General features: G+C 68.3%; 20 protein-coding genes and 1 pseudogene. 9 read left to right on the top strand and 12 right to left on the bottom strand.

The genetic code is table 11. From position 1 onward, the window contains the following. Positions 1–411 (bottom strand): annotated as a pseudogene (locus NN4_RS40830) (DUF4129 domain-containing protein); the annotation flags it as partial. A 149-nt stretch (positions 412–560) separates the two neighbouring features. After that, the gene (gene zapE / locus NN4_RS40835; protein WP_147142764.1) at positions 561–1,586 is read right to left on the bottom strand and encodes a cell division protein ZapE; all 1,026 of its coding nucleotides are present in this window, start codon (positions 1,584–1,586) and stop codon (positions 561–563) included. Positions 1,587–1,648: 62 nt separating this feature from the next. Between zapE and NN4_RS40840 the strand changes: the two genes are divergently transcribed. Beyond that, complete coding sequence (locus tag NN4_RS40840) at positions 1,649–2,236, top strand: TetR/AcrR family transcriptional regulator (RefSeq protein ID WP_147142767.1); 588 nt, start codon at positions 1,649–1,651, stop codon at positions 2,234–2,236. A gap of 10 nt (positions 2,237–2,246) precedes the next feature. On the opposite strand, the gene NN4_RS40845 is transcribed toward NN4_RS40840, so the two are convergent. Then, positions 2,247–2,783, bottom strand: a complete 537-nt coding sequence (locus tag NN4_RS40845; protein WP_147142771.1) for an NUDIX hydrolase — start codon at positions 2,781–2,783, stop codon at positions 2,247–2,249. Next, entirely contained in the window at positions 2,780–3,361 is a 582-nt protein-coding gene (locus NN4_RS40850) for a TetR/AcrR family transcriptional regulator (RefSeq protein ID WP_147142774.1), read from the bottom strand. Before NN4_RS40850 ends, NN4_RS40845 begins: the two co-directional genes overlap by 4 nt. Positions 3,362–3,452: 91 nt before the next feature. Between NN4_RS40850 and NN4_RS40855 the strand changes: the two genes are divergently transcribed. Beyond that, the gene (locus NN4_RS40855; protein ID WP_147142777.1) at positions 3,453–4,565 is read left to right on the top strand and encodes an agmatine deiminase family protein; all 1,113 of its coding nucleotides are present in this window, start codon (positions 3,453–3,455) and stop codon (positions 4,563–4,565) included. A 9-nt stretch (positions 4,566–4,574) separates the two neighbouring features. Here NN4_RS40855 and NN4_RS40860 read toward each other — a convergent pair whose 3' ends face one another. Genes NN4_RS40860 through NN4_RS40885 form a run of 6 tightly spaced genes read right to left on the bottom strand, consistent with a single transcriptional unit; the run spans position 4,575 to position 11,521 of the window. Then, entirely contained in the window at positions 4,575–5,753 is a 1,179-nt protein-coding gene (locus tag NN4_RS40860) for a lipid-transfer protein (RefSeq protein ID WP_147142780.1), read from the bottom strand. Continuing rightward, the gene (locus tag NN4_RS40865; RefSeq protein ID WP_147142783.1) at positions 5,746–6,165 is read right to left on the bottom strand and encodes a MaoC family dehydratase; all 420 of its coding nucleotides are present in this window, start codon (positions 6,163–6,165) and stop codon (positions 5,746–5,748) included. Before NN4_RS40865 ends, NN4_RS40860 begins: the two co-directional genes overlap by 8 nt. Then, positions 6,162–7,088 (bottom strand): bifunctional MaoC family dehydratase N-terminal/OB-fold nucleic acid binding domain-containing protein, encoded by a 927-nt coding sequence (locus tag NN4_RS40870; RefSeq protein WP_147142811.1) that lies wholly within the window; start codon positions 7,086–7,088, stop codon positions 6,162–6,164. Before NN4_RS40870 ends, NN4_RS40865 begins: the two co-directional genes overlap by 4 nt. Positions 7,089–7,134: 46 nt before the next feature. Next, entirely contained in the window at positions 7,135–8,295 is a 1,161-nt protein-coding gene (locus NN4_RS40875) for an acyl-CoA dehydrogenase family protein (RefSeq protein WP_147142786.1), read from the bottom strand. Beyond that, positions 8,280–9,344 (bottom strand): acyl-CoA dehydrogenase family protein, encoded by a 1,065-nt coding sequence (locus NN4_RS40880; RefSeq protein ID WP_107653869.1) that lies wholly within the window; start codon positions 9,342–9,344, stop codon positions 8,280–8,282. The genes NN4_RS40875 and NN4_RS40880 overlap by 16 nt, the downstream gene beginning before the upstream one ends. A gap of 23 nt (positions 9,345–9,367) precedes the next feature. After that, on the bottom strand, positions 9,368–11,521 hold the full coding sequence (locus NN4_RS40885) for an acyl-CoA dehydrogenase family protein (protein WP_147142789.1): 2,154 nt from the start codon (positions 11,519–11,521) through the stop codon (positions 9,368–9,370). 140 nt (positions 11,522–11,661) lie between these two features. On the opposite strand from NN4_RS40885, the gene kstR reads away from it, so the two are divergent. From kstR to NN4_RS40920, 7 genes are all read left to right on the top strand, one after another. Next, positions 11,662–12,387: a cholesterol catabolism transcriptional regulator KstR gene (gene kstR, locus NN4_RS40890; RefSeq protein ID WP_147142792.1), complete on the top strand. Its 726-nt coding sequence runs from the start codon at positions 11,662–11,664 to the stop codon at positions 12,385–12,387. Positions 12,388–12,762: 375 nt separating this feature from the next. Then, entirely contained in the window at positions 12,763–15,333 is a 2,571-nt protein-coding gene (gene otsB, locus NN4_RS40895; protein ID WP_147142795.1) for a trehalose-phosphatase, read from the top strand. A gap of 176 nt (positions 15,334–15,509) precedes the next feature. Continuing rightward, complete coding sequence (locus NN4_RS40900) at positions 15,510–16,394, top strand: metal ABC transporter solute-binding protein, Zn/Mn family (protein WP_147142798.1); 885 nt, start codon at positions 15,510–15,512, stop codon at positions 16,392–16,394. 29 nt (positions 16,395–16,423) lie between these two features. Beyond that, positions 16,424–17,338 (top strand): metal ABC transporter ATP-binding protein, encoded by a 915-nt coding sequence (locus NN4_RS40905; RefSeq protein ID WP_246181366.1) that lies wholly within the window; start codon positions 16,424–16,426, stop codon positions 17,336–17,338. A 29-nt stretch (positions 17,339–17,367) separates the two neighbouring features. After that, entirely contained in the window at positions 17,368–18,204 is an 837-nt protein-coding gene (locus NN4_RS40910; RefSeq protein WP_147142813.1) for a metal ABC transporter permease, read from the top strand. A 298-nt stretch (positions 18,205–18,502) separates the two neighbouring features. Further along, the gene (locus NN4_RS40915; RefSeq protein WP_147142801.1) at positions 18,503–19,675 is read left to right on the top strand and encodes an acyl-CoA dehydrogenase family protein; all 1,173 of its coding nucleotides are present in this window, start codon (positions 18,503–18,505) and stop codon (positions 19,673–19,675) included. A 55-nt stretch (positions 19,676–19,730) separates the two neighbouring features. After that, entirely contained in the window at positions 19,731–20,534 is an 804-nt protein-coding gene (locus NN4_RS40920; RefSeq protein WP_147142804.1) for an enoyl-CoA hydratase/isomerase family protein, read from the top strand. A gap of 9 nt (positions 20,535–20,543) precedes the next feature. Here NN4_RS40920 and NN4_RS40925 read toward each other — a convergent pair whose 3' ends face one another. Continuing rightward, entirely contained in the window at positions 20,544–20,822 is a 279-nt protein-coding gene (locus tag NN4_RS40925) for a DUF4190 domain-containing protein (RefSeq protein WP_107653861.1), read from the bottom strand. A 150-nt stretch (positions 20,823–20,972) separates the two neighbouring features. Further along, on the bottom strand, positions 20,973–21,289 hold a 317-nt coding region (locus tag NN4_RS40930; protein ID WP_147142807.1), incomplete at its 5' end, for a TrmH family RNA methyltransferase.

Here is a 21,289-nt window from a genome sequence, read left to right on the forward strand (position 1 = left end):
CGGCAAGTTGAAGTTGTTGAAGGTCGATGGTGGGGGTGCGCTTTCGCGTCCGACGCCGACGAAGAACACCGCAGAGGCGGCCGCGAGCACCAGGGCGAGCACCGCGAGCCCGGCCAGCACCAGCAGGCCGACGCGGCCGAGCCGCCACTGCTGCCGGTCGGTGTCGCGGTCGGGTTCGGGCATGGCCAGCGGGAGGCGGTGCTGGCTGGCGATCACGCCCGCGATCAGGATGACCATGGACACCATGAGCAGCACCGGCATCAGCGCCACCGACAGCGCCGACGGCGCGGAGCGGCTGTCCCCACGGGATTCGGTCACGCCGGGCAGGTAGCCGCGTAACGCGATCGCGGCAGCGGCGAGCAGCGTGATCAGCACGATCACGCGCAATATCGGCGCTCGCGCCCCAGCCACTGATTACCACCAAATCTGAGTACTGCACAAAACAGCCACATAGTTACATGCCGGATGGTCCGCTCGGGAGGGAATCGAATACTTCGGAATACATCCTCTTTAACAGCGTGCGGTGCCGCTCCGGTGCAGGTCGCCGACTTGTTGCACAACTATCCGATGCGGCACGGCACCAATTGGGATAGTTCACAAAGACGGCTGGCGAGTCGCGCAATATCGGGGACGCCACGGACGCCGTCGACCAAGTCCGCCAACGGGACCCGGGCGCACACGGTCAGTTCGCGATCGGCGTCGTAGAGCACATCGACCACGTTGACGAAACGCATCGCCCAGTCCGGTGGCACATCGCGTAACGGCGGGACGCCGCAGATTATCCAGCGCCGGAAGCGTTGGGACAGCTCGACATAGTCGGTGGCAGCGGTGGAAGCGCCGCAGAGCGCGGCGAATTCGATGGCGAGTGTGGTGTCGTCGGCGGATAAGGCGGTCAGCCGACGGGTACCGATTTGCACCGATACCGAGTCGGCAGTCAATTTTTCGCCGTTCGGATGTTCGACCGGGAGCGGCGGGGTGTCGTCCGGCAGTTCTGCGGAAACAATTCGGTACGCACCCGCGGCGAAACCCGTACTGCGGGTGATTGTTCGGTCTGCCCGAGTGCGATAGTCCACCGGACCATCCACCGAGACGACCTCCAGGTTGGCGGCGATACGGGCGATCGTCGGCAGGAACCTATCGTGAAACAGCGGATTCGGCAGTAGCTGCTCCGGTGGATAATTCGACGTCACCACCAGCGTCACCCGGCGCGCGAACAATGCGTCGAGCATTCGCACGATCAGCATCGCGTCGCCGATGTCGTGCACATGGAATTCGTCGAAGCAGACCAGCCGAGCATCACCGAGCAACGCCGCGACCGCCGCATCGATCGAACCGGTCGCATGCGCGGCTTCGTGCAACCGAGCAAAGAACTGATGAAAGTGAAAGCGCCGCTTACGATCCGACCCCACCCCGGCGAAGAACCGATCCATCACCATCGTCTTCCCTCGCCCCGGCCTGCCCCACAGATAGATCCCTCGCCGTCTCTTGACCGGCCGTCCCCGCCGATCCACCAACTCCCCCAACCGCCCCATCGCCCGCACCTGCTCCGCGTCCAAGACGACCTTCGATGCCGGTTCGCTTTCCATGAGACCTCCTTGTCCTCTACATTTGTAGAGGACGCGATCGGGACGAGCCAGGAAAGGTGAGCATGTCCACAACCGACCGGCGCGCACTCATCATCGATGCCGCCATCGAACTGATTGCCACCCAGGGCATTCGGGCGCTGACCCATCGCGGCATCGACGCCGCGCTCGGCCTACCAGCAGGTTCGTCCTCGTATTACTTCCGCACGAAACGCGCCCTCATCGAGGCCATCGTGGACCGGATCACAGCCCGCTCCCGCGCAGACTTCATCGCCGCCCAACTCGCGCCGACCGGACCGGTGGATCCCGATGCCACTGCGCGCGGAATCGCCAGCTGGCTCGATCGCCTACTCAGTGAACGCCGCAGTCACCTGATCGCCCGGCACACCCTGATCCTCGAATTGCTGTCGGACCCCGACCTGCACGCCCGCCTGGCCCACAGCCTTTTCTCCACCGAACGCGCCCGAGACTTGTTCCGCGCCATGAACTGCGCCGACCCCTCGACCACAGCCGCCGACTTCGTCGCCCTCATCGAAGGCGCGGTCTTCGACCGATTCGCGGGCAGCCGGGCCGATCTCGCGCCGGGCACCCCCGACAGCGTTCGCCAGCTCAGCACGCTGCTGGGAATTTTCTTGCGCGGCGTCTGCCCCTAGCCGAGGAACATCAATCGAGGTTCGCGCCCGGTGCGTGGTCACCCGCCCTCGGCAGGTCTAGCTCGATGTGGTCGGCCCCTTCGTCCAGGCCGAGCCGATCCGGAATGATCGCCGCGGGCCACCCTCGTTCGCTGTAGGTGGTGCCGGTGAAGTGGGCTCGGATACCTGCGGCGGAGTAGGGGATGATGTCGGCGGGGAGAGCGTCGAGGGGGAACCAGCGGAGTTCGTGGCACTTGTCGGGTTCGCGGTTGGTGGGGGTGCCGGTCCAGTGGTGGGTTTCGAAGAAGAGGCCGAGGCGGGGGTCGCGGCCGGAGCCGACTACGTGGGCGGTGTGGATATGGCGGAGGTCGGCGGGGTCGATGTGCACGCCGGTTTCCTCGTTCGCCTCGCGGGCCGCGGCGGCGGTGGCGGATTCGCCCGCCTCCAGTTTGCCTGCGGGCAGGTGCCAGCGGCCGTCGAACTCGTCGTCGCTGCGGCGTTTGCTGAGCAACAATCGGCCGTCGCGGATGAGCAGGATGTGCACATCGACCAGGTGTTGAGTGGTCATGCGGTTGCTCCCGTGCCGAGTTCGAGAGCGACTGCGCCGCTGACTAATTCGCGGGCACGCGCTAATTCGAGGGTGCCGCTGAGCCAGCGCATGCTCACGCCTTCGATCAGCGCGGTGAGGCGTTCGGCGGCATCGGCGGGAGCGATATCGGCGGGCACGGTGCCCTGTTCCTGAGCACTGCGGATGAGCCAACCCAGGTAGTCGGTCCAGCGGACGGTGGCCTCGCGAAGCTGTTCGCGCAGTTCCGGCTGGAAGATCGCGGACGCGCAGAATTCGCCCCACGCGATGCTGTTCTCGATGACCAGCGGGGTGTCCTGGAGTTCGAGCAGCAGCAGTTGCTCGAGATGGGCGACCGGATCGACGGCGGGGTCGATGTCGGTTTCGGTGTAGCGCTCGGCCCGGGTACTGATGAAATCCAGGGTCTGCTCGAGCAAGCCCGCTCGGTCCTTGAAGTGGTAGTAGATGAGCGAGGTGGACACGCCGGCCGCCTCGGCCAGCTCCTCCACCCGCAGACCACGGACACCGCGCTGGGCGACCACGCGGGCGGCCGACTCCAGGATCGAATCACGACGAGACATGCGGTCAATGGTACCGTGGATTCCTGACTGAAATTTCAGTCAGGAACTTCTGCAGACCTATCGACTCCCGGAGCCCGTGATGGAGACCCACATGTCCCGCCGATCCGCCTTCAGCGTCCTCGCCGGCCTGCTCGCCGCGGGCGTCTCGGCCTGCGGCTCAGCCGACCCGTCCACACCCGAGCAAGCGGGACCCGGCGGCCGGTTCGGCGCCGAGTGGGAGAGCCATGCGCGGACCTACATGGCGTGGCCCGCGCAGGAGGCGGTCTGGGGGCCGTACCTCGACGACGTCCGCAAGGACATCGCCGGGCTGGCCCAGGCGATCGCCGAGTACGAGCAGGTGGTGCTGCTCGCACGGGACAGTCAGCGCGACGCCGCGCAGCGTGCATGCGGCAGCGGTGTCGAGGTGATTTCGCTTGCGGTGGATGACCTTTGGGCCCGCGACACCATCCCCGTTTTTGTGGAGCAGAACGGCAAGGTCGTCGGCGTCGACCTGAACTTCAGTGGTTGGGGCAACAAGCAATCGCACGACAATGACGGTCCACTAGGCCGGAAACTACTGTCGCGCTACGGGATTCCCCGATACCAGGCCCCCTTCGTCGCCGAAGGTGGCGCCCTGGAGACCGACGGTCAGGGCACCCTGCTGGTCACCGAGAGCTCGATCGTCAACGACAACCGCAATCCCGGCAAGAGCCGCGACCAGCTCGAAACCGAACTGCGGCAGACCCTCGGCATCGAGAAGGTGATCTGGTGCGCGGGCGTGCGCGGCGAGGACATCACCGATGCCCACATCGACTGCCTGGCCCGCTATGTCGCGCCCGGAGTCGTCTTGCTGGACACCGCGTTTCCCGGATCGCCCGCCGACTCGTGGTCGCGGTCGAGCGAGCAGGCCCGCCAGGTGCTCGCCGAGGCCACCGACGCCCGCGGCCGCAAGCTGGAGGTGATCGACCTGCCGCAGCCCGACCCTGATCGAATCACCGGCTATGGCGACGCATTCGTGTCCAGCTACGCGAACTTCTATATCGCCAACGGCGCGGTGTTCCTGCCGGAATTCGGCGACCGGCAGGCCGATGACCGCGCGCAGGGCATCCTGCGGGACCACCTGCCCGGCCGCGATGTGGTCGCGGTGCCGATCGATGAGATCGCCGCGGGCGGCGGTGGCATCCACTGCTCGACGCACGACCAGCCGGGCACACCGCCGCGTTAGCCCACCGATTCAGTTGGCGCTGAGCACCAGGCCCGAAGTCGGTACGCCGGTACCCGCCGTGACCACGATGTTCGCCAGATCGGCCACCGGGTTCACCGAGGTGCCGCGAATCTGGCGGACCGCCTCGGCGATGCCGTTCATGCCGTGGATGTACGCCTCGCCGAGCTGCCCGCCGTGGGTGTTCAGCGGGAGCCTGCCACCGACCTCGATGGCGCCGTCGGCGATGAAGTCCTTGGCCTCGCCGCGGCCACAGAAACCGAGCTCCTCCAGCTGCATGAGGACGAACGGAGTGAAGTGGTCGTAGAGGATGGCGGCCTGCATATCGTCCGGCCGCAAACCACTCTGCGCCCAGAGCTGGTCGCCGACCAGGCCCATCTCCGGCAGGCCGGACATCGCGTCGCGGTAGTAGCTGGTCATCACGTACTGGTCGGCGCCGGAACCCTGTGCGGCGGCAGTGATCACCGCCGGACGCTGCGGTAGGTCACGCGCCCGTTCGGCACTGGTGACCACGATGGCGACACCGCCGTCGGACTCCTGGCAGCAGTCGAGCAGGTGCAGCGGTTCGGCGATCCACCGCGAATTCTGGTGATCCTCCAGGGTGATCGGCTTGCCGTAGAAGAAAGCGTCCGGGTTCACTGCGGCGTGCTTGCGGTCGGCCACCGCGACTCGCCCGAAATCCGAACTGGTGGCGCCATATACGTGCATGTAGCGTCTGGCCACCATGGCGACCTGCGCGGCAGGCGTACCCAGACCCTGCGGGTAGGACCAGCCCGCATCGATCCCCGACGAGGTGGGCGCGGACGCCAAAGCTGTGGAGAACTGGCCGAATCGGGACACCGAGCGCTCGTTGAAAGCGCGGTACGCGACCACCACGTCGGCGACGCCGGTGGCCACCGCCATCGCCGCCTGCTGGATGGTGGCGCAGGCCGCGCCGCCGCCGTAACCGATGTGGCTGAAGAACTTCAGCTGCGGAATGCCCACGGCGCGGGCCACGGCGGCCTGGGTGTTGGTGTCCATGGTGAAGGTGGTCAGGCCGTCGACGTCGGCCGGCGTCAGACCGGCGTCGGCCAGCGCCGCGGTGACCGCCTCGGCGGCCAGGCGCAGTTCGCTGCGGCCGGAATCCTTGGAGAAGTCGGTCGCGCCGATGCCCACGATGGCCGCGTGGCCCGAGATACTTGGCTCACTCATGCGAACTCCGGTAGGCGATAACGGCTTTCGCCGTGATGTGGTCGCCGAGGCTGTCCTTGCCGACCACGTCGATGTGGATGTCGTCGCCGTCGATGGCGGCCACGGTGCCGGTCAATGTCAGGGTGTCCCCGGCGTACAGCGGCACCCCCAGGCGCAGCGCGATCGACTTCACCACCGCGCGCGGCCCGGCCCAGTCGGTGACGAAACGCTGCACCAGCCCGGTGTCGGTGAGGATATTGACGAAGATGTCCTTGGAACCGCGGGCTACCGCCTTGTCCCTGTCGTGGTGCACATCCTGAAAATCCCTGGTAGCCAGGGCGGTACTGATCACGAAGGTCGGATCGGCGGTGATCACCAGCTCGGGCAGCACGGCACCGACCTGCACGGAGGTCGGCTCGACGGTGGCCGTCATGCGATCACCTGCCAGAACGGCAGCGTCGCTTCGTCATCGAGCTTCTCGAACGCCACCTGGACGGGCAACCCGACCTGCACCTCGGCGGGTTCGATGCCACGTAGTTCACCGAGCATCCGCACCCCTTCCTCCAATTCGACCAGCGCGACGACGAAGGGCAGCTGCCGCCCCGGCACTTTCGGCGCGTGGTGCACGACATAACTGAATACGGTGCCGCGTCCCGAGGAGACGACGTAGTCGGTCTGCTCCGACTTGTCCTTCCACAGGGCCGGGATCGGCGGATGGCGCAGGGAGCCATCGGGCAGCTTTTGGATGCGCAGCTCGCCCGCTTTCGTTCCCTCCCAGAAGAATTCGGTATCCCAGGAGACCAGCGGCTTGACCCGTTCTCCGGCAGGCGCTTTCGGCGCGGCGCCGGTACCGGGCGCGAATTTCAGCAGCCGGAACAGCATTTCGGCGACCAACTCGTCGCCGACGTGCCAGCTGGTCTGGAAGGTGACGAACCAACCCTCCCCCAGCGCCGTCCGCTTCGGACCGCGAATCTCGGACAACCTGCTGGTCACCGACACCTGCTCGCCGACATTCAGATACCGGTGATAGGTCTGCTGGCAATCGGTGGCGACCACCGAGGTGTACCCCGCCGCGTCGAGGAGCTCGGTGGCCTTGCCCAGCGGATCGTCGGACGGCCGGAAGCCGTTGAGCCCGAACATGGTCCACACCTGGGCCATCGCGGGCGGGGCGACGATGCCCGGGTGCCCCGCAGCCTTGGCGGCCGCCTCGTCGACGTAGATGGGATTGGTGTCGCCCAGCGCCTCGACCCAGTTGTTGATCATCGGCTGGTTCACCGGGTCCCGCCCGAAGCGGGGCGCGCAATCACCGGCCGCCTTGATCTGTTCGGCCTCGGCGACGATCGCCTCCGGACTCATGGTTTCCGGCACGCGCGGCTCCTTCTCGACTAGCAATGTCTGGGGGCTATCGGGGTACTCGCGGCAGCTTCAGCCCGGCCGTGGCGACCAGCTCGCGCATCACCTCGTTGACGCCGCCGCCGAAGGTCACCACCAGGTTCTGCTTGGTCCGCCGGTCCAGCCAGGTGAGCAGCTCCGCGGTGCCGGGTTCGGCGGGATCGCCGTAGCGGCCGACGATCTCCTCCGCCAATCTGCCCGCCTCCTGCAACGATTCGGTGGAGAACACCTTGGTGGCCGACGCGTCGGCGATCACCCCGGCCTGGTCGCCGTCCACGGTGGCGGCCACCTGCCAGTTCAACAACTCGTTCAACCGGACCATGGCGTGGATGCGGCCGAGCGAGCGCCGCACATCGGTCTCGCCGAGCACACCGCGCGGCTGCGCCCAGTCGCGCACCCGGTCGTAGAGCTGCTCGATCTTGCCGGACGGACCGAGGCTGACCCGCTCATGATTGAGCTGGGTGGTGATCAGTCGCCAGCCCGCGTTTTCCTCGCCGACCAGCATGTCCGCGGGCACCCGCACGTCGTCGAAGTAGGTCGCGTTGGTGTGATGCGCACCGTCGCAGGTGATGATCGGCGTCCAGGAGTAGCCGGGATCGGTGGTGTCCACGATCAGGATGGTGATACCCCGATGGCGCGACTCGACCGAACCGGTGCGGCAGGCCAGCCAGACGAAGTCGGCTTCGTGTGCGCCGGTGGTGAAGATCTTCTGCCCGTTGACAACCCAGTCACCGGAGTCGTCCCGCACGGCCGAGGTACGCAGCGACGCGAGGTCGGTGCCCGCCTCGGGCTCGGAGTAGCCGATGGCGAAATGGATGTCGCCGGAGAGGATTCCGGGGAGAAACTTCTTCTTCTGCGCGTCGGTGCCGAACTGTTGCAGCGTCGGGCCGACCGTCAGCAGGGTGACCAGCGGCAGCGGCACATCCGCCCGCACCGCCTCGTTGAAGAAGATCTGCTGTTCGACGGGCCCGAAACCCTGCCCGCCGTACTGCTTGGGCCAGCCGACGCCGAGCCAGCCGTCGCGGCCCATCCGGCGCACCACGTCGCGGTAGGCGTCGCCGTGCCGGTTCACCGCCATCGCGGCTTCCTCTTCGGGCGTCACGAGATTTGCGAAGTACGAACGTAATTCGTCGCGCAGCCGGCGTTGCTCGGTGGTCAGGTCGATGAACATCTGGCCCCCAATCGATCGAGTCGGAACGATGCGCCGCCGAGCCAGCGAGCGATGTCCTTGGCCTGTGAGTAATAGCGGTGCATCGGGTGGGTGATGTCCACGCCGAGACCGCCGTGCAGGTGGTGACACTTCTGCATGGCGGCGGGGAGGTCGGCGGCCACGCTGTAGGCGAGGACGTCGAGATCGTCGTCGATCCGGGCCTGATGCTGCGGGCTGGAATCGTCTTGTGCCAGCGCCCAATTCGCCGAAACCGCGGCCACGTGCAGGGTGCGCGAGACGACGTACAGGTCGGCGATCTGCTGGGCGACGGCCTGGAATTCGGCCAGCGGCCTGCCGAATTGGCGCCGGGTACGCAGGTGTTCGGCGGTGAGCACGAGTGCGCCCTTCAGCAGTCCGTCCGCGACGGCGCCGATCGACGCGAGGGCTAGTCGGTGCAGGTCCGCGAGCCCGCCGGGCAGCAGCTGCTCGGCCGGAATCAATACCCGGTCCAGCCGCACGGTGCACTCGGGGATGCCGCCGGAGACCGGGGACGGCACCCGGATCAGCCCCTTGGCGTCCGAATCGATCAGCGCGATACCGGAATTCGTCGGGATCAGCAGCCAGCGGGCCTCCTCCCCGTAGGGCACGGCGACCTTGTGGCCGGTGACCCGCACCGAGTCGCCGTCGACGACGGCGGCCGTCTCCGGCTTGACCGCGAACGGGGCGGCCGGCTCGCTGAGCGCCGCGGTGAGCACCGCGCCCTTGGCCACCTCCGGGTACACCCGCTCGGCGAGACTGTCCGGCAGCAGCGACAACAGCGGCAGCAGGCCGAAGCCGAGCGTGGGCAGGGCGGGCACCGCCACCGCGTCCATCGCCAGCTCGGTCAGCAGCACCGATACCTCGGGCAGGCCCATGCCGTCGCCGCCGAAACGCTCCGGCAGCGCGACCGAGAGCAGGCCGCTCTCGACCAGGCTCGGCCACAACGCGTAATCACGGGCCGGTTCCCGCTCCAATAAACTCACGACGACCTCGGCCACCGCGTCCTGGCCTTCGTCTCTGGTGAAATCCACAGTTACTCCCAGTCGACTCGTCGCTAGCTGTCCGTGTCGCGGGGTAGGCCCAGAATTCGCTCACCGGCCACGGTCAGCAGGATCTGTTCGGTACCACCGGCGATCGATAAACAGCGTGTGAGCAGGAATTCTTTTACCACCTCGGAGTCCTGCGCACCGGCGGGACCTGCCGTCTCCGCGGCGAATTCCGCGACCGCCTGGCGATGCCGGACGCCGACCAGTTTGCGCACGCTGCTCTGCGCGCCGGGATCGGCGCCCGCCAGCATCTTGACGGCGGCGCGCTGCTCCAGCAGCAGGCCCCCGATCGCCTCGGCGACGAATCCGCCGAGCCGGTCGTTCACCAGTTCCGCGCCAGGCCCGGTGGCGGGCGACTTCGCGATCAGCTCTTCGAGCACCGGTCCGATCCCGTTGCCGCCCATCGCCACTCGCTCGGTCGACAGCGTCGAACGGGCGATCTTCCAGCCGTTGTTCAGCGCGCCGACCACGTGATCGTCCGGGACGAAGACGTCATCGAGGAACACCTCGCTGAACCGCGCCTCGCCGGTGATCTGCACCAGTGGACGCACTTGCAGTCCCGCGCTGGCCATATCGACGAGGAAGTAGCTGATGCCGCGATGCTTCGGCGCGTCAGGATCAGTGCGGGCCAGGCAGATCCCCCAGTTCGCCCGATCACCGAGCGAGGTCCACACCTTCTGCCCGCGCAGTACCCAGCCGCCGTCCACCTTCTTGGCGGTGGTGCGCAACGCGGCCAGATCCGATCCGGCCTCCGGCTCGCTGAACAGCTGGCACCAGACCACCTCGCCGCGCAGTGTCGGCCAAGCGAAGCGCTCGATCTGCTCCGGGGTGCCGTGCTGCAATAGCGTGGGGACGGCCCAGCCGCCGATCGCCAAATCAGGCGCGGCGAGCCCGGCCCGCCGCAGTTCTTCCGAGATCAACAGGCCCGTCATCGGATCCGCGCCGCGACCGTACGGGCGCGGCCAGTGCGGCATGACCAGACCCGCCTCGACCATGGCGTCGCGCTGCTGGTCGGCGGGCAGCGCGGCGATCCGAGCCACCTCTGCCGCCAACTCGCCGGCACTGTCGCCGTCCACTGCCGCAACGCCTTCGGCCGCGAAGACCCGATCGGCGCCGGTGGTGCGCCGCTGACCCGCGCGGGTCAGCTCGGTCACCCTGGCCCGCCAGCGCGCCGCCCCACCGAGCAACTGGCGCAACGCCACCGCCCGGCGCAGGTACAGATGCGCGTCGTGCTCCCAGGTGAAGCCGATGCCGCCGAGCACCTGGATGCAGTCCTTCGCGGTATCGACCGCGGCGTCCAGCGCGGTGGCCGCGGCGATAGCGGCGGCGATGGGCAGCTCCGCGCCGCCCTCGTCCACGGCGGCCGCGGCGTCGGCGGCGACGGCCCGGATCAGCTCGGTCCGGCAGAGCATCCAGGCGCAGATGTGCTTGACGGCCTGGAACGAGCCGATCTTGCGCCCGAATTGCTGACGGACCTTCGCGTATTCGACCGCGGTCGTCAGGCACCAGCCGGCCAGGCCGGCCAGTTCGGCGGCCGCGAGGACCACGAGCAGATCCTGCACCGCGTGCGGTGATACGAACACCTGATCGGCCGGTACCCGCACGTCGGCGCAGTGCACCCGGGCCAGCGGCGTGCTCAGGTCGAGCGGCGAAAGCGGTTCCACCCGAAGCCCTTCGGCGTCCGGTGGCAGCAGCGCCCAGCGCTGCCCGTCCGGCGTGGAAATCGGCAGCAGGACGGCGGTTTCCGGCGCCGCGCCGAGCACCGAATCCCAGGAACCCGTGAGCAACAACTCATCGGCTGCGGCGGGTACGCTGACCTCCGCGCCGACAACGAAGTCGAGCGCAACCCCGCACGGCAACTGCTCGTCGAGCCGCCCAGCGGTGATCAAATTGGCCAATGCTGTTGCCAGCACGGGCCCGCCGACCAGATCGTGCGCGGCCTGCTCGACCAGCACGGCGAGATCGGCCACCGAACCACCCGCGCCGCCGGAATCCTCGGCGACGGCGACCCGGAAAATGCCGAGATCGGCAAGGCCCGGCCAGTATGCGCGCCAGAAGGTGCTCGGATCGGTTCGCATTGTTGCAATTGGACGCACCGAACCGGCCCATCCGCGCATCGACTCCTGGACGGCTTTATGCTCGTCAGTGGTGGCGATGGTCACACTCCGTACCGCCTTCCCGGCGTGACTCCCACACCTAGAACATGTTCTAATATCCTAGCTGTGCGGAAGTCAAGAGACGACCGCCGAGCCGATACTCGGGCCAGATCCACGAACGACGTTTCCGGAAAGGACTCTCACCAATGGCCAGTCCCTCCCGATCGCAGCCGGCCGACTCGAACGCGGCGGCACGAGCGACGGCCGCGGAGGCGGTAGCGGAGCGTGACCACGGAGCGGCCCGCGAGCGCCGCCAATCCAATACAGCGCCGGCTACCGCGACGGTCACGACACTCAGCGAGGACGAGCTGAGTTCGGCCGCGCAGCGGGAACGGCGTAAGCGCATCCTGGACGCGACGCTGGCGCTGGCCTCGAAGGGCGGATACGACGCGGTGCAGATGCGCGCCGTGGCCGAACGCGCCGATGTCGCAGTCGGGACGCTGTATCGGTATTTCCCCTCGAAGGTGCACCTTTTGGTGTCGGCGCTGTCCCGCGAATTCGAGCAGATCGAGGGCAAGCGCAAGCCGCTTGCCGGACAGTCGCCGCAGGAGCGCATGCACCTGCTGCTCACCCAGATCACCCGGATGATGCAGCGCGACCCGTTGCTCACCGAGGCGATGACGCGTGCGTTCATGTTCGCCGACGCGTCCGCGGCCGCCGAGGTCGATCGGGTCGGCAAGGTGATGGATCGGGTCTTCGCCCGCGCCATGAACGACGGCGAACCCACCGAGCGGCAGCTGGCCATCGCGAGGGTGATAAGCGATGTGTGGCTGTCGAACCTGGTCGCCTGGCTGACCCGGCGCGCCTCCGCGACCGACGTGACCGAGCGCCTCGAGCTGACCGTCGACCTGCTGCTCGGCGACCGCAGCTAGCACTGGGACAGCCAGCGCATTCCCGGCAAATCGGGGCCGCGCGCCGCATTCGTGCGGAAAATCACATTCACGCCGAGAGCCGGGCGGGCGCATCGAATTCGCGCCCGCCCGGTCTGCTCGGCAAGGGTGGGTAGCGCGGGTTTTGCGGGCACCACCGGGGACCCGTAGCGCTTCGGCATGATCGCAGCGCACGCGTCGAACCGACCTCTCCCGGCCGCTCGGACCCGAGTTCGGGCGCCCGGCACCCACGCCGGGTCGAAGTCGCGGAAAATCGGATACAGCGCACGCACAGCGGCGGGCGTCGGTGCGGCAAATTAAACCCAGTATTGTTCTGCCCGCCCATGAAAAAACTCCTCCGATCACTAGGTTGGATGCGTGAGCGCACAGGATCTGCCACTGGAACTTCGCCGTGCACTGTCGACGGTCGCGCGAGTGCCAAGACTGTTGGTCGCATCGGACTATGACGGGACGCTTGCGCCCATCGTGTCCGACCCCGCGAAGGCCTTTCCGCACCGAGAATCGGTGAGCGCGTTACGCGCGCTCGCCGGGCTGACCGGCACTACCGCCGCGGTCATCTCCGGCCGCGCGCTGCGTGACCTCGCCGCGTTGTCGAGACTTCCGGTCGAGGTGCAACTGATCGGTAGCCACGGCTCGGAATTCGACGTCGGCTTCGTGCACGCCATCGACAACGACGCCAAGCAACTGCTGCAAGAGGTGCAGACCGCGCTGACCCAGGTCGCCGCGGAGAACCCGGGCGTCACCGTCGAGATCAAGCCGGCGAGCGTCGCGCTGCACGTGCGCAACGCCAGCCCGGAGATCGGGCACCGGGCCTTGATGCAGGTCCGGCAGGGTCCGGCGTGCTGGTTCGGCGTGCAGGTGACCGAGGGCAAGGCCGTCATCGAACTGGCCGTGGTGCAGACCGACAAGGGCACCGCGCTCGACACCATCCGGCATCAGGCCGCCGCCTCGGCCGCGGTGTTCTTCGGCGACGACGTGACCGACGAGAAGGCCTTCCGCGTGCTGTCGGGCCCGGACCTCGGCATCAAGGTCGGCGACGGCGAGAGCCAGGCCAAGCACCGGGTCGACAGCACCGAGGACGTGTCCTGCGCGCTGGCCTACCTGCTCGAAGAGCGGCGCACCTGGCTGGCCGGCGCGAGCGCGCCCCGGATCGAGCGGCTGACCATGCTGGCCAGCCCGCGCTCGGTGGCGCTGCTGACCCCCGACGCGACGGTCACCTGGTTCTGTCATCCGGAACCGGATTCGGCCGCGGTGTTCGCGCATCTGCTCGGCGGACCGCAGGCCGGGCACTTCACCATCGAGCCGGAGCGGCCCGGCCTGCCGCTTTCGCAGCGCTACATCGACAGCACCATGACGGTCGAAACCCGTTGGGCCAAGCTGCAAGTGGTGGACTACCTGCCCCACGATGTCGCCGCCACCCGCACCGACCTGACCCGAGTGATCACCGGTGACGCCAAGGCCGTGGTGACCTTCGCACCGCGCCCGGAATTCGGCCAGGTGCCGGTGAGCATCGAGGCCTCGGAGAACGGGCTGCGAGTGATGGGCACCAACGATCCGATGGTGCTGCGCTCCCCCGGCCTGACCTGGGAGATCCTCAGCGACGGCACGCACGACTCGGCGCGCGCCGTGGTGGACCCGTCGAAGGGTCCGATCGTGCTGGAGATGCGTTGCGGCACCTCCGATCTCACGCCGGCCAAGACCGACGAGCTGGAGCGGCGACGAGCGGCGGAGAGCTACTGGTCGCAGTGGGCCGGTACGTTGCAGCTGCCGTCGCTGAAGCCGGATCTGATGAAGCGCTCGGCGCTGACGCTGCGCGGGCTGGTGCACGCGCCGTCCGGTTCCATCCTGGCCGCGGCCACCACGTCGCTGCCGGAGGACATCGGCGGCGTGCGTAACTGGGACTACCGGTACTGCTGGTTGCGCGACGCGTCGCTGACCGCGCAGGCGCTGGTGTCGCTCGGCTCGCTCGGTGAGGCCGAGGACTTCCTCGGCTGGGTGCACCGGGTGCTGGAGACGCTGCCCGGCCCCGAGCGCCTGCACCCGCTGTACACGCTGTACGGCGAGACGCTGCCGCCGGAAGCCGTGATCGACCAGCTGCCCGGCTACGCGGGTTCGCGCCCGGTCCGGGTCGGCAACGCGGCCAACATGCAGGTGCAGCTGGACGTGTTCGGCCCGATCGTCGATCTCATCGCGAGCCTGTCGCACGCGCGGGAGGTGCAGGGCATCACCGATCCGGCCCAGGCCCTGCCGGACGCGGACTGGGAACTGGTGCGCGCCATGGTCTCCGCGGTGCAGCGGCGCTGGCAGGAACCCGACCACGGCATCTGGGAGATCCGCGGCAACCCGCGCCACCACGTGTACTCCAAGGTGATGGGCTGGCTGACCGTCGACCGGGCGCTCACGCTGGCACAGAAGTTCGCGCGTGAAGTCGACCCGGCCTGGACGGTGCTGCGCGACACCATCGCCGACGAGGTGAAGTCCAAGGGCTGGAACGACGAGGTCCAGTCGTTCACCGCGGCCTACGACGGCACCGACCTGGACGCGGCGACCCTGCACATCGGGTTGAGCGGGCTGATCGATCCGTCCGATCCGCGCTTCGCCGCGACCGTCGTCGCGACCGAGGCCGAATTGCGCAGTGGCTCAACGGTCTACCGGTACCACCACGACGACGGCCTGCCCGGCGGCGAGGGTGGCTTCCACCTCTGCGCGGCCTGGCTGGTCGAGGCGTACCTGCTGATCGGCAAGCGTTCGGACGCCGAGGCGCTGTTCGCCCAGCTGGTCGACGTGGCCGGGCCGACCGGACTGCTCAGCGAGGAGTACGACCCGGTTGCCGAGCGCTCGCTGGGCAACCACCCGCAGGCCTACAGTCACCTCGGCCTGCTGCGCTGCGCCCAGCTGCTCGGCCAGCCGGTGGAGGCGCTCGTCTGAGCCTTTTCCACCCGTTTTCCCGGGCCGGGCCCGCCGACGATCGACGTGTCGGCGGGTCCGGCTCGTGTCGGCGGCGCGCGGTTGCTAAAGTGAAACAGAAACCATTTCCATTAAGCTGCGTCGTGTCACCGCTCGAGTGCGTCACCAGCTGTTGAGCGTCACAGGAGTACCCCAGCATGCAGACAAGCCTCGCCAGACGGTTCGCCGTCGTCGCTGCAGGGGTCACCGCCGCACTCGCGCTCACCGCCTGCGGCAGCGACGCGAAGGATTCGGGTAAGCCGACCGTCATCGCCTCCACCGACGTCTGGGGCAATATCGCCGCCACCATCGCCGGGCCGGACGCCTCGGTCGAGTCGATCATCACCGACCCCGCCGCCGACCCGCACTCGCACGAGACCTCCGCCGTCGAGTCCGCCAAGCTGCGCGACGCCGACCTGGTCGTCTACAACGGCGGCGGCTACGACGAGTTCGCTGAGAAGGCCGTGGCCGGTCGCGACAAGCGCACCGTCGACGCGTTCGAATCCCGGCCGAACAAAGCCGACGAGAACGAGCACGTCTTCTACGACCTGAACACGGTCGCCGCGGTCGCCGACCAGATCGCCACCAGCCTCGGCGAGCTGGCCCCCGGTGCCGCGAGCGCGTTCACCGAGCGCGCCACCACCTTCAAGAACGGTCTGGCCGGGATCACCGCGATCGCTACCAAGTTCGCCGCCGAGCATCCGCAGACGCCGGTGCTGCAGACCGAACCGCTCGCGCACTACCTGCTGCTCGCCGCCGGCGTGACGGATCGGACGCCGCACGAGTTCCAGGAGGCGATCGAGCAGGAGACCGATCCCGCCCCCGCCGCGGTCGCCGCGACCCGGGAGCTGTTGACCGGCAAGCAGGTTCGCGCACTGGTCTACAACGTGCAGACGCAGGACAAGATCACCAAGGAACTGCGCTCGGTCGCGCAGTCGAACGGTCTGCCGATCATCGAGGTGACCGAAACCCTGCCCGCAGGCACCGATTACCTGCAATGGCAGACCAAGAACGCTCAGGCACTGACCGCGGCATTGAGTTGAGCGGTAACGGACCGACCAAGGGGGCCGCGCTGACCGAACCCACGCAACGGCACGCACTGTCGAACGGCGCCTCGGCGGTCCGGCTCGACGGTGCCCGGCTGTCCTTCGGCGACCGCACACTCTGGCAGGACCTTGCGCTCGACGTGGCGCCCGGCGAATTCGTCGCGGTCCTCGGACCCAACGGATCCGGCAAGACCTCGCTGCTGAAGGTGCTGCTCGGCCAGCTCGGGCTCAGCGCGGGCACCGCCGAGATCGCGGGCGCGCCTGCCCGCACCGGCAACCCGGACATCGGCTATGTGCCGCAACAGAAGACGATCGACGCCGGGGTGCAGCTGCGCGGCGTCGACCTGGTCGGCCTCGGCTACGACGGCCACCGCTGGGGGCTCGGGCTCCGGGCGCGGGCCGACCGCAAGCGCGCGGTCGCGGCCGCCATCGCCGATGTCGGCGCGCAGCGGTTCGCGCACGCGCCGCTGGAGACCATGTCCGGCGGTGAGCAGCAGCGACTGCGGGTGGCGCAGGCGCTGGTCGGCGATCCGAAGGTACTGCTCTGCGACGAACCGCTGCTCAGCCTGGATCTGGCCAACCAGCGTCTGGTGGCCGATCTGATCGACCAGCGCAGGCGAACCCACGACACCGCAGTGCTTTTCGTGACGCACGAGATCAATCCGATTCTGCCGCTGGTGGATCGGGTGCTGTACCTGGTGGACGGCAAGTTCCGGATCGGCACACCGGACGAGGTGATGACCTCGGCCGTGCTGTCGGAGCTGTACCAGACCGAGGTCGATGTGCTGCGGGTGCGCGGCAGGCTGGTGGTCGTCGGGACCGGCGACACGATGGATGCGCTCGGCACCGCCGGGGCACACTGCCACGGTGCCGACGGCTTCCGCGCCGACGCGCCGGAAATCGTCGGCGCCGAACGGGATTCGCGTGAGGTCCGCTCGTGATCGACAAGCTGTCCGGCGTGCTCGGCAAGATGTTCGACTTCAGTACCACCGCGAACCTGCTCTCCTACGACTTCGTGCAGCAGGCTGTCCTCGCCGCCGCGCTGCTCGGGCTGCTGTCCGGGGTGATCGGCCCGCTGATCATCAGCAGGCAGATGTCGTTCGCTGTGCACGGCACCAGCGAGCTGTCGCTCACCGGTGCGGCCGCGGCGCTACTTGCCGGCATCGGGGTCGGCGTCGGCGCCATCGCCGGGTCGGTGGTCGCGGCGGTGCTGTTCGGCCTGCTGGGAACCCGTGCCCGCGAACGTGATTCGGTGATCGCGGTGGTGCTGTCGTTCGGGCTCGGTTTGTCCGTGCTCTTCCTGTGGCTCGGCCCCGATCGGGCGGGATCGAAGTTCTCGCTGCTGACCGGGCAGGTCGTCAGCGTGGGCAACGGCGGCATCACCCTGCTCGCCGCCTGCACCGTCGGCGTGCTGGCCGTGCTCGCGATCGTCTACCGGCCGTTGCTGTTCGCCAGCTCGGACCCGGAAGTGGCGGTGGCGCGCGGTGTTCCGGTGCGCGCCCTCTCGATCGTGTTCGCGGTGCTGCTCGGCATCACGGCCGCCTTCGGCGTGCAGATCGTCGGAGCGCTGCTCGTGCTCGCCCTGTTGATCACGCCCGCCGCGGCGGCCGCACAGCTGACGGCGGATCCGGTGCGGGCCACCGTGCTCGCCGTGGTCTTCGCCGAAATCGCCGCGGTAGGCGGCATTCTGCTGTCGCTGGCGCCCGGCGTCCCGGTGTCGACGTTCGTCACCACCATCTCGTTCCTGCTCTACCTCGTCTGCCGGGTAGTGGGTACCCGCCGTCGGCAGGCCGCCCGCGCTCGCTGAGCGTGCGCTGCCAACGGCATCCGCCCCGTTTGTAAACAACGGCCTCGCGGGATCCACACCGCCTCGGAGGTCCCCAAGGAGTGCAGGTCCAGAGAGTCGGTGCGGATCTCAGCTGGGTGGCGCGTGGCGCGTCGAAACATGGCCGCAGATCTCTACGCATCTTCGGCACGGGGTGCATAACGTTCGGATAACGGACCGGGCGAGCGGCTGCCATGCCATTGATGGCGGGTGCCTTCAGTCGCTCGACCAGGGTTTCGTATGCTCGACCCAAGCACCCCCGAACGATTGGTGACCAACGATGATCGACTTCTCGATACCCGCCGAGCTCGCCGCCGAACGCGATCGAGTGCGCCGGTTCGTCATCGACAAGATCGTGCCGTTCGAGCGGGATCCCCGGCTCACCGCGCACGGGCCGACCGATGAGCTGCGGCAGGAACTGGTGGAGTTGGCGCGCGAGGAGAAGCTGCTCACCGTGCAGGCGCCGGAAGCGCTCGGCGGGCGCGGGCTCTCGCACCTCGAGCAGGCGGTGATCTACGAGGCGGCGGGCTGGTCCACCCTCGGGCCGATCGCGATGAACTGCGCGGCGCCCGACGAGGGCAATATGTTCCTGCTGTCCAAGGTGGCGAACCCGGAACAGATCGAGCACCACCTCGCGCCGATGATCGCCGGACAGCACCGCTCGGTGTTCGCCATGACCGAACCCGACGGCGCGGGCTCGGACCCGGCGCAGCTGGCCACCACCGCCACCTTCGACGGCGAGAACTTCACCGTCAACGGCCGCAAGTGGCTGATCACCGGGGCCAACGGCGCCAAGACGTGGATCATCATGGCGCGCCTCGCGGAGAACCCGCACCTGCCCGCGGGGCCGACGCTGTTCCTCACCGACGGCGATCAGCCGGGCATCGTCATCGAACGCACCATGAACACCATGGACCGCAATTACGTTGCCGGACACGGCGTTGTCCGCTTCGACAACCTCACCCTGCCGCAGTCCGCGCTGCTCGGCGACGCCGGTCAGGCGTTGCGCTACGCCCAGCTGCGCCTGGCCCCGGCCCGGCTCACCCACTGCATGCGCTGGCTCGGTGCGGCCGAGCGCGCGCAGAGCATCGCGGTGGACCACGCGCGCACCCGCACCGCGTTCGGCAAGCCGATCGGCGAGCACGAGGGCGTGTCGTTCATGTTGGCGGACAACGAGATCGCGCTGCACCAGTGCAGGCTCACCATCTGGCACGCCTGCTGGCTGATGGATCAGGGCGAGAAGGCGCGGCACGAGAGCTCGATCGCGAAGTCCTACGTCTCCGAGGAGCTGTTCAAGGTGGCCGACCGGTGCGTGCAGGTGCTCGGCGGCATCGGCATCAGCGACGAGACGGTGGTCGAGATGATCTTCCGCGACATCCGCGCCTTCCGCCTCTACGACGGCCCGACCGAGGTGCACAAGTACGCCATCGGCCGCAAAGTACTGCGTGGCTGAGTGAGGTTTTTCCGGGCCGGGTCGGCGCGGGCCAGGCTCGACTAACATCGCTGGCATGAGTTCGGAACTGCACGTCGATGTCTCCGCGGGCATCGCCGTGCTCACGCTCAATCGGCCCGCTCAGCAGAACGCCTTCACCCCGACGATGGCCGCCGAACTGGGTGCCGCGCTGCGCCGCTGCGATGTGGAAGACGCCATCCGCGCCGTCGTCATCACCGGCACACCGCCCGCGTTCTGCGCGGGCGCGGATCTATCGAGCCGGGTCGGCGATGTCAGCGCCACCATCGAGCCCGCGCCGTGGCGGGTGCGCAAGCCGGTGATCGCCGCGGTGAACGGGCACGCGGTGGGCATCGGGCTCGCCCTCGCACTGCAGTGCGACCTGCGGTACATGGCGCGCGACGCGGTCTACGGACTCAATCAGATTCGGCGCGGCGTGCTCGCCGACGGCTACTCGCACTGGACGCTGCCCCGGCTGGTCGGCATGGCCAACGCCGCCGACATCATGCTCACCGGCCGCACCTTCGACGGTGACGAGGCCAAGGCCATGGGCCTGGCCAACGGCTGCCTGCCCGGCGGCGAGGTACTGCCGATGGCGCTGGCCGTCGCGCACGACATCGCCAACGGGTCCGCGCCGCTGCCGGTGGCGATGTCCAAGCGGCTGCTGTGGGAGGGGCTCGGCATGAGCCCGACCATGGTCGGGCAGTTGGAGTCCGACCTGAACGAGCACGTCGGCAAGAGCATCGACGGCGGCGAGGCGATGGCGGCGTTCAAGGAACGCAGGCAACCCCAGTGGACCGGCAGCGTCAGCGAGGAGTGGCCGGCCTGGGACGACAAGGGCGAACGGCCGAGCCTCGATTAGACACAGGGCCTAGGCATTGCCGCCGAGCAGGATCATCAGATAGAGCAGCGCGAAGATGATCATGAAGATGGTGCCGATGATGCCGAGGATGTACCCGACCACCACCTGAACGCGGCCACCGTAGGCGCCGTTGGATTCCTCGATCTGATCCAGCGCGCGTTTGCCCATCGCCCATGCCACCGGCCCGAGCACGCCACAGCAGAGCACACTCGCGACGCCGAGCCACAGCACCGCCGTCGCGTTCGGGTGCTCGACCGGACTCCCGATGGGCTGATTGGGTATGACCACACGCCGAATTCTACGGGGGTGGAGTCCATTTGCCGCCCAATGCCGTGGCCCGACTTCGCGTCGACCGGCCGACGTCCATGACGCGACCGATCGGCCCGACTGCGGATTTCGAGCGGAGTGGGACCGGGCGTCGCCCGTTCCCGCGGCGAATCAGACCCGGCGCTGCCGGGCGATCTCAGCGAGGACGACGCCCGCGGCGACCGAGGCGTTGAGGGATTCGACCGGGCCCGCCATCGGGATGCCGAGGATCGAGTCGCAGTTCTCGCGCACCAGACGGGACAGGCCCTTGCCCTCCGAACCGACCACGATGACGGTGGGTTCGCGGCCGTCGAAGTCGTCGAGGGTGGTGTCGCCGCCTGCGTCGAGGCCGACGATCTGAATGCCCTGCGAGGCCCAATCCTTCAGCGTGCGAGTCAGATTCGTGGCCCGCGCGACGGGCAGCCTGGCGGCGGCACCGGCGCTGGTGC

The organism is Nocardia ninae NBRC 108245, assembly GCF_007990755.1.
Classification (GTDB): domain Bacteria; phylum Actinomycetota; class Actinomycetes; order Mycobacteriales; family Mycobacteriaceae; genus Nocardia; species Nocardia ninae.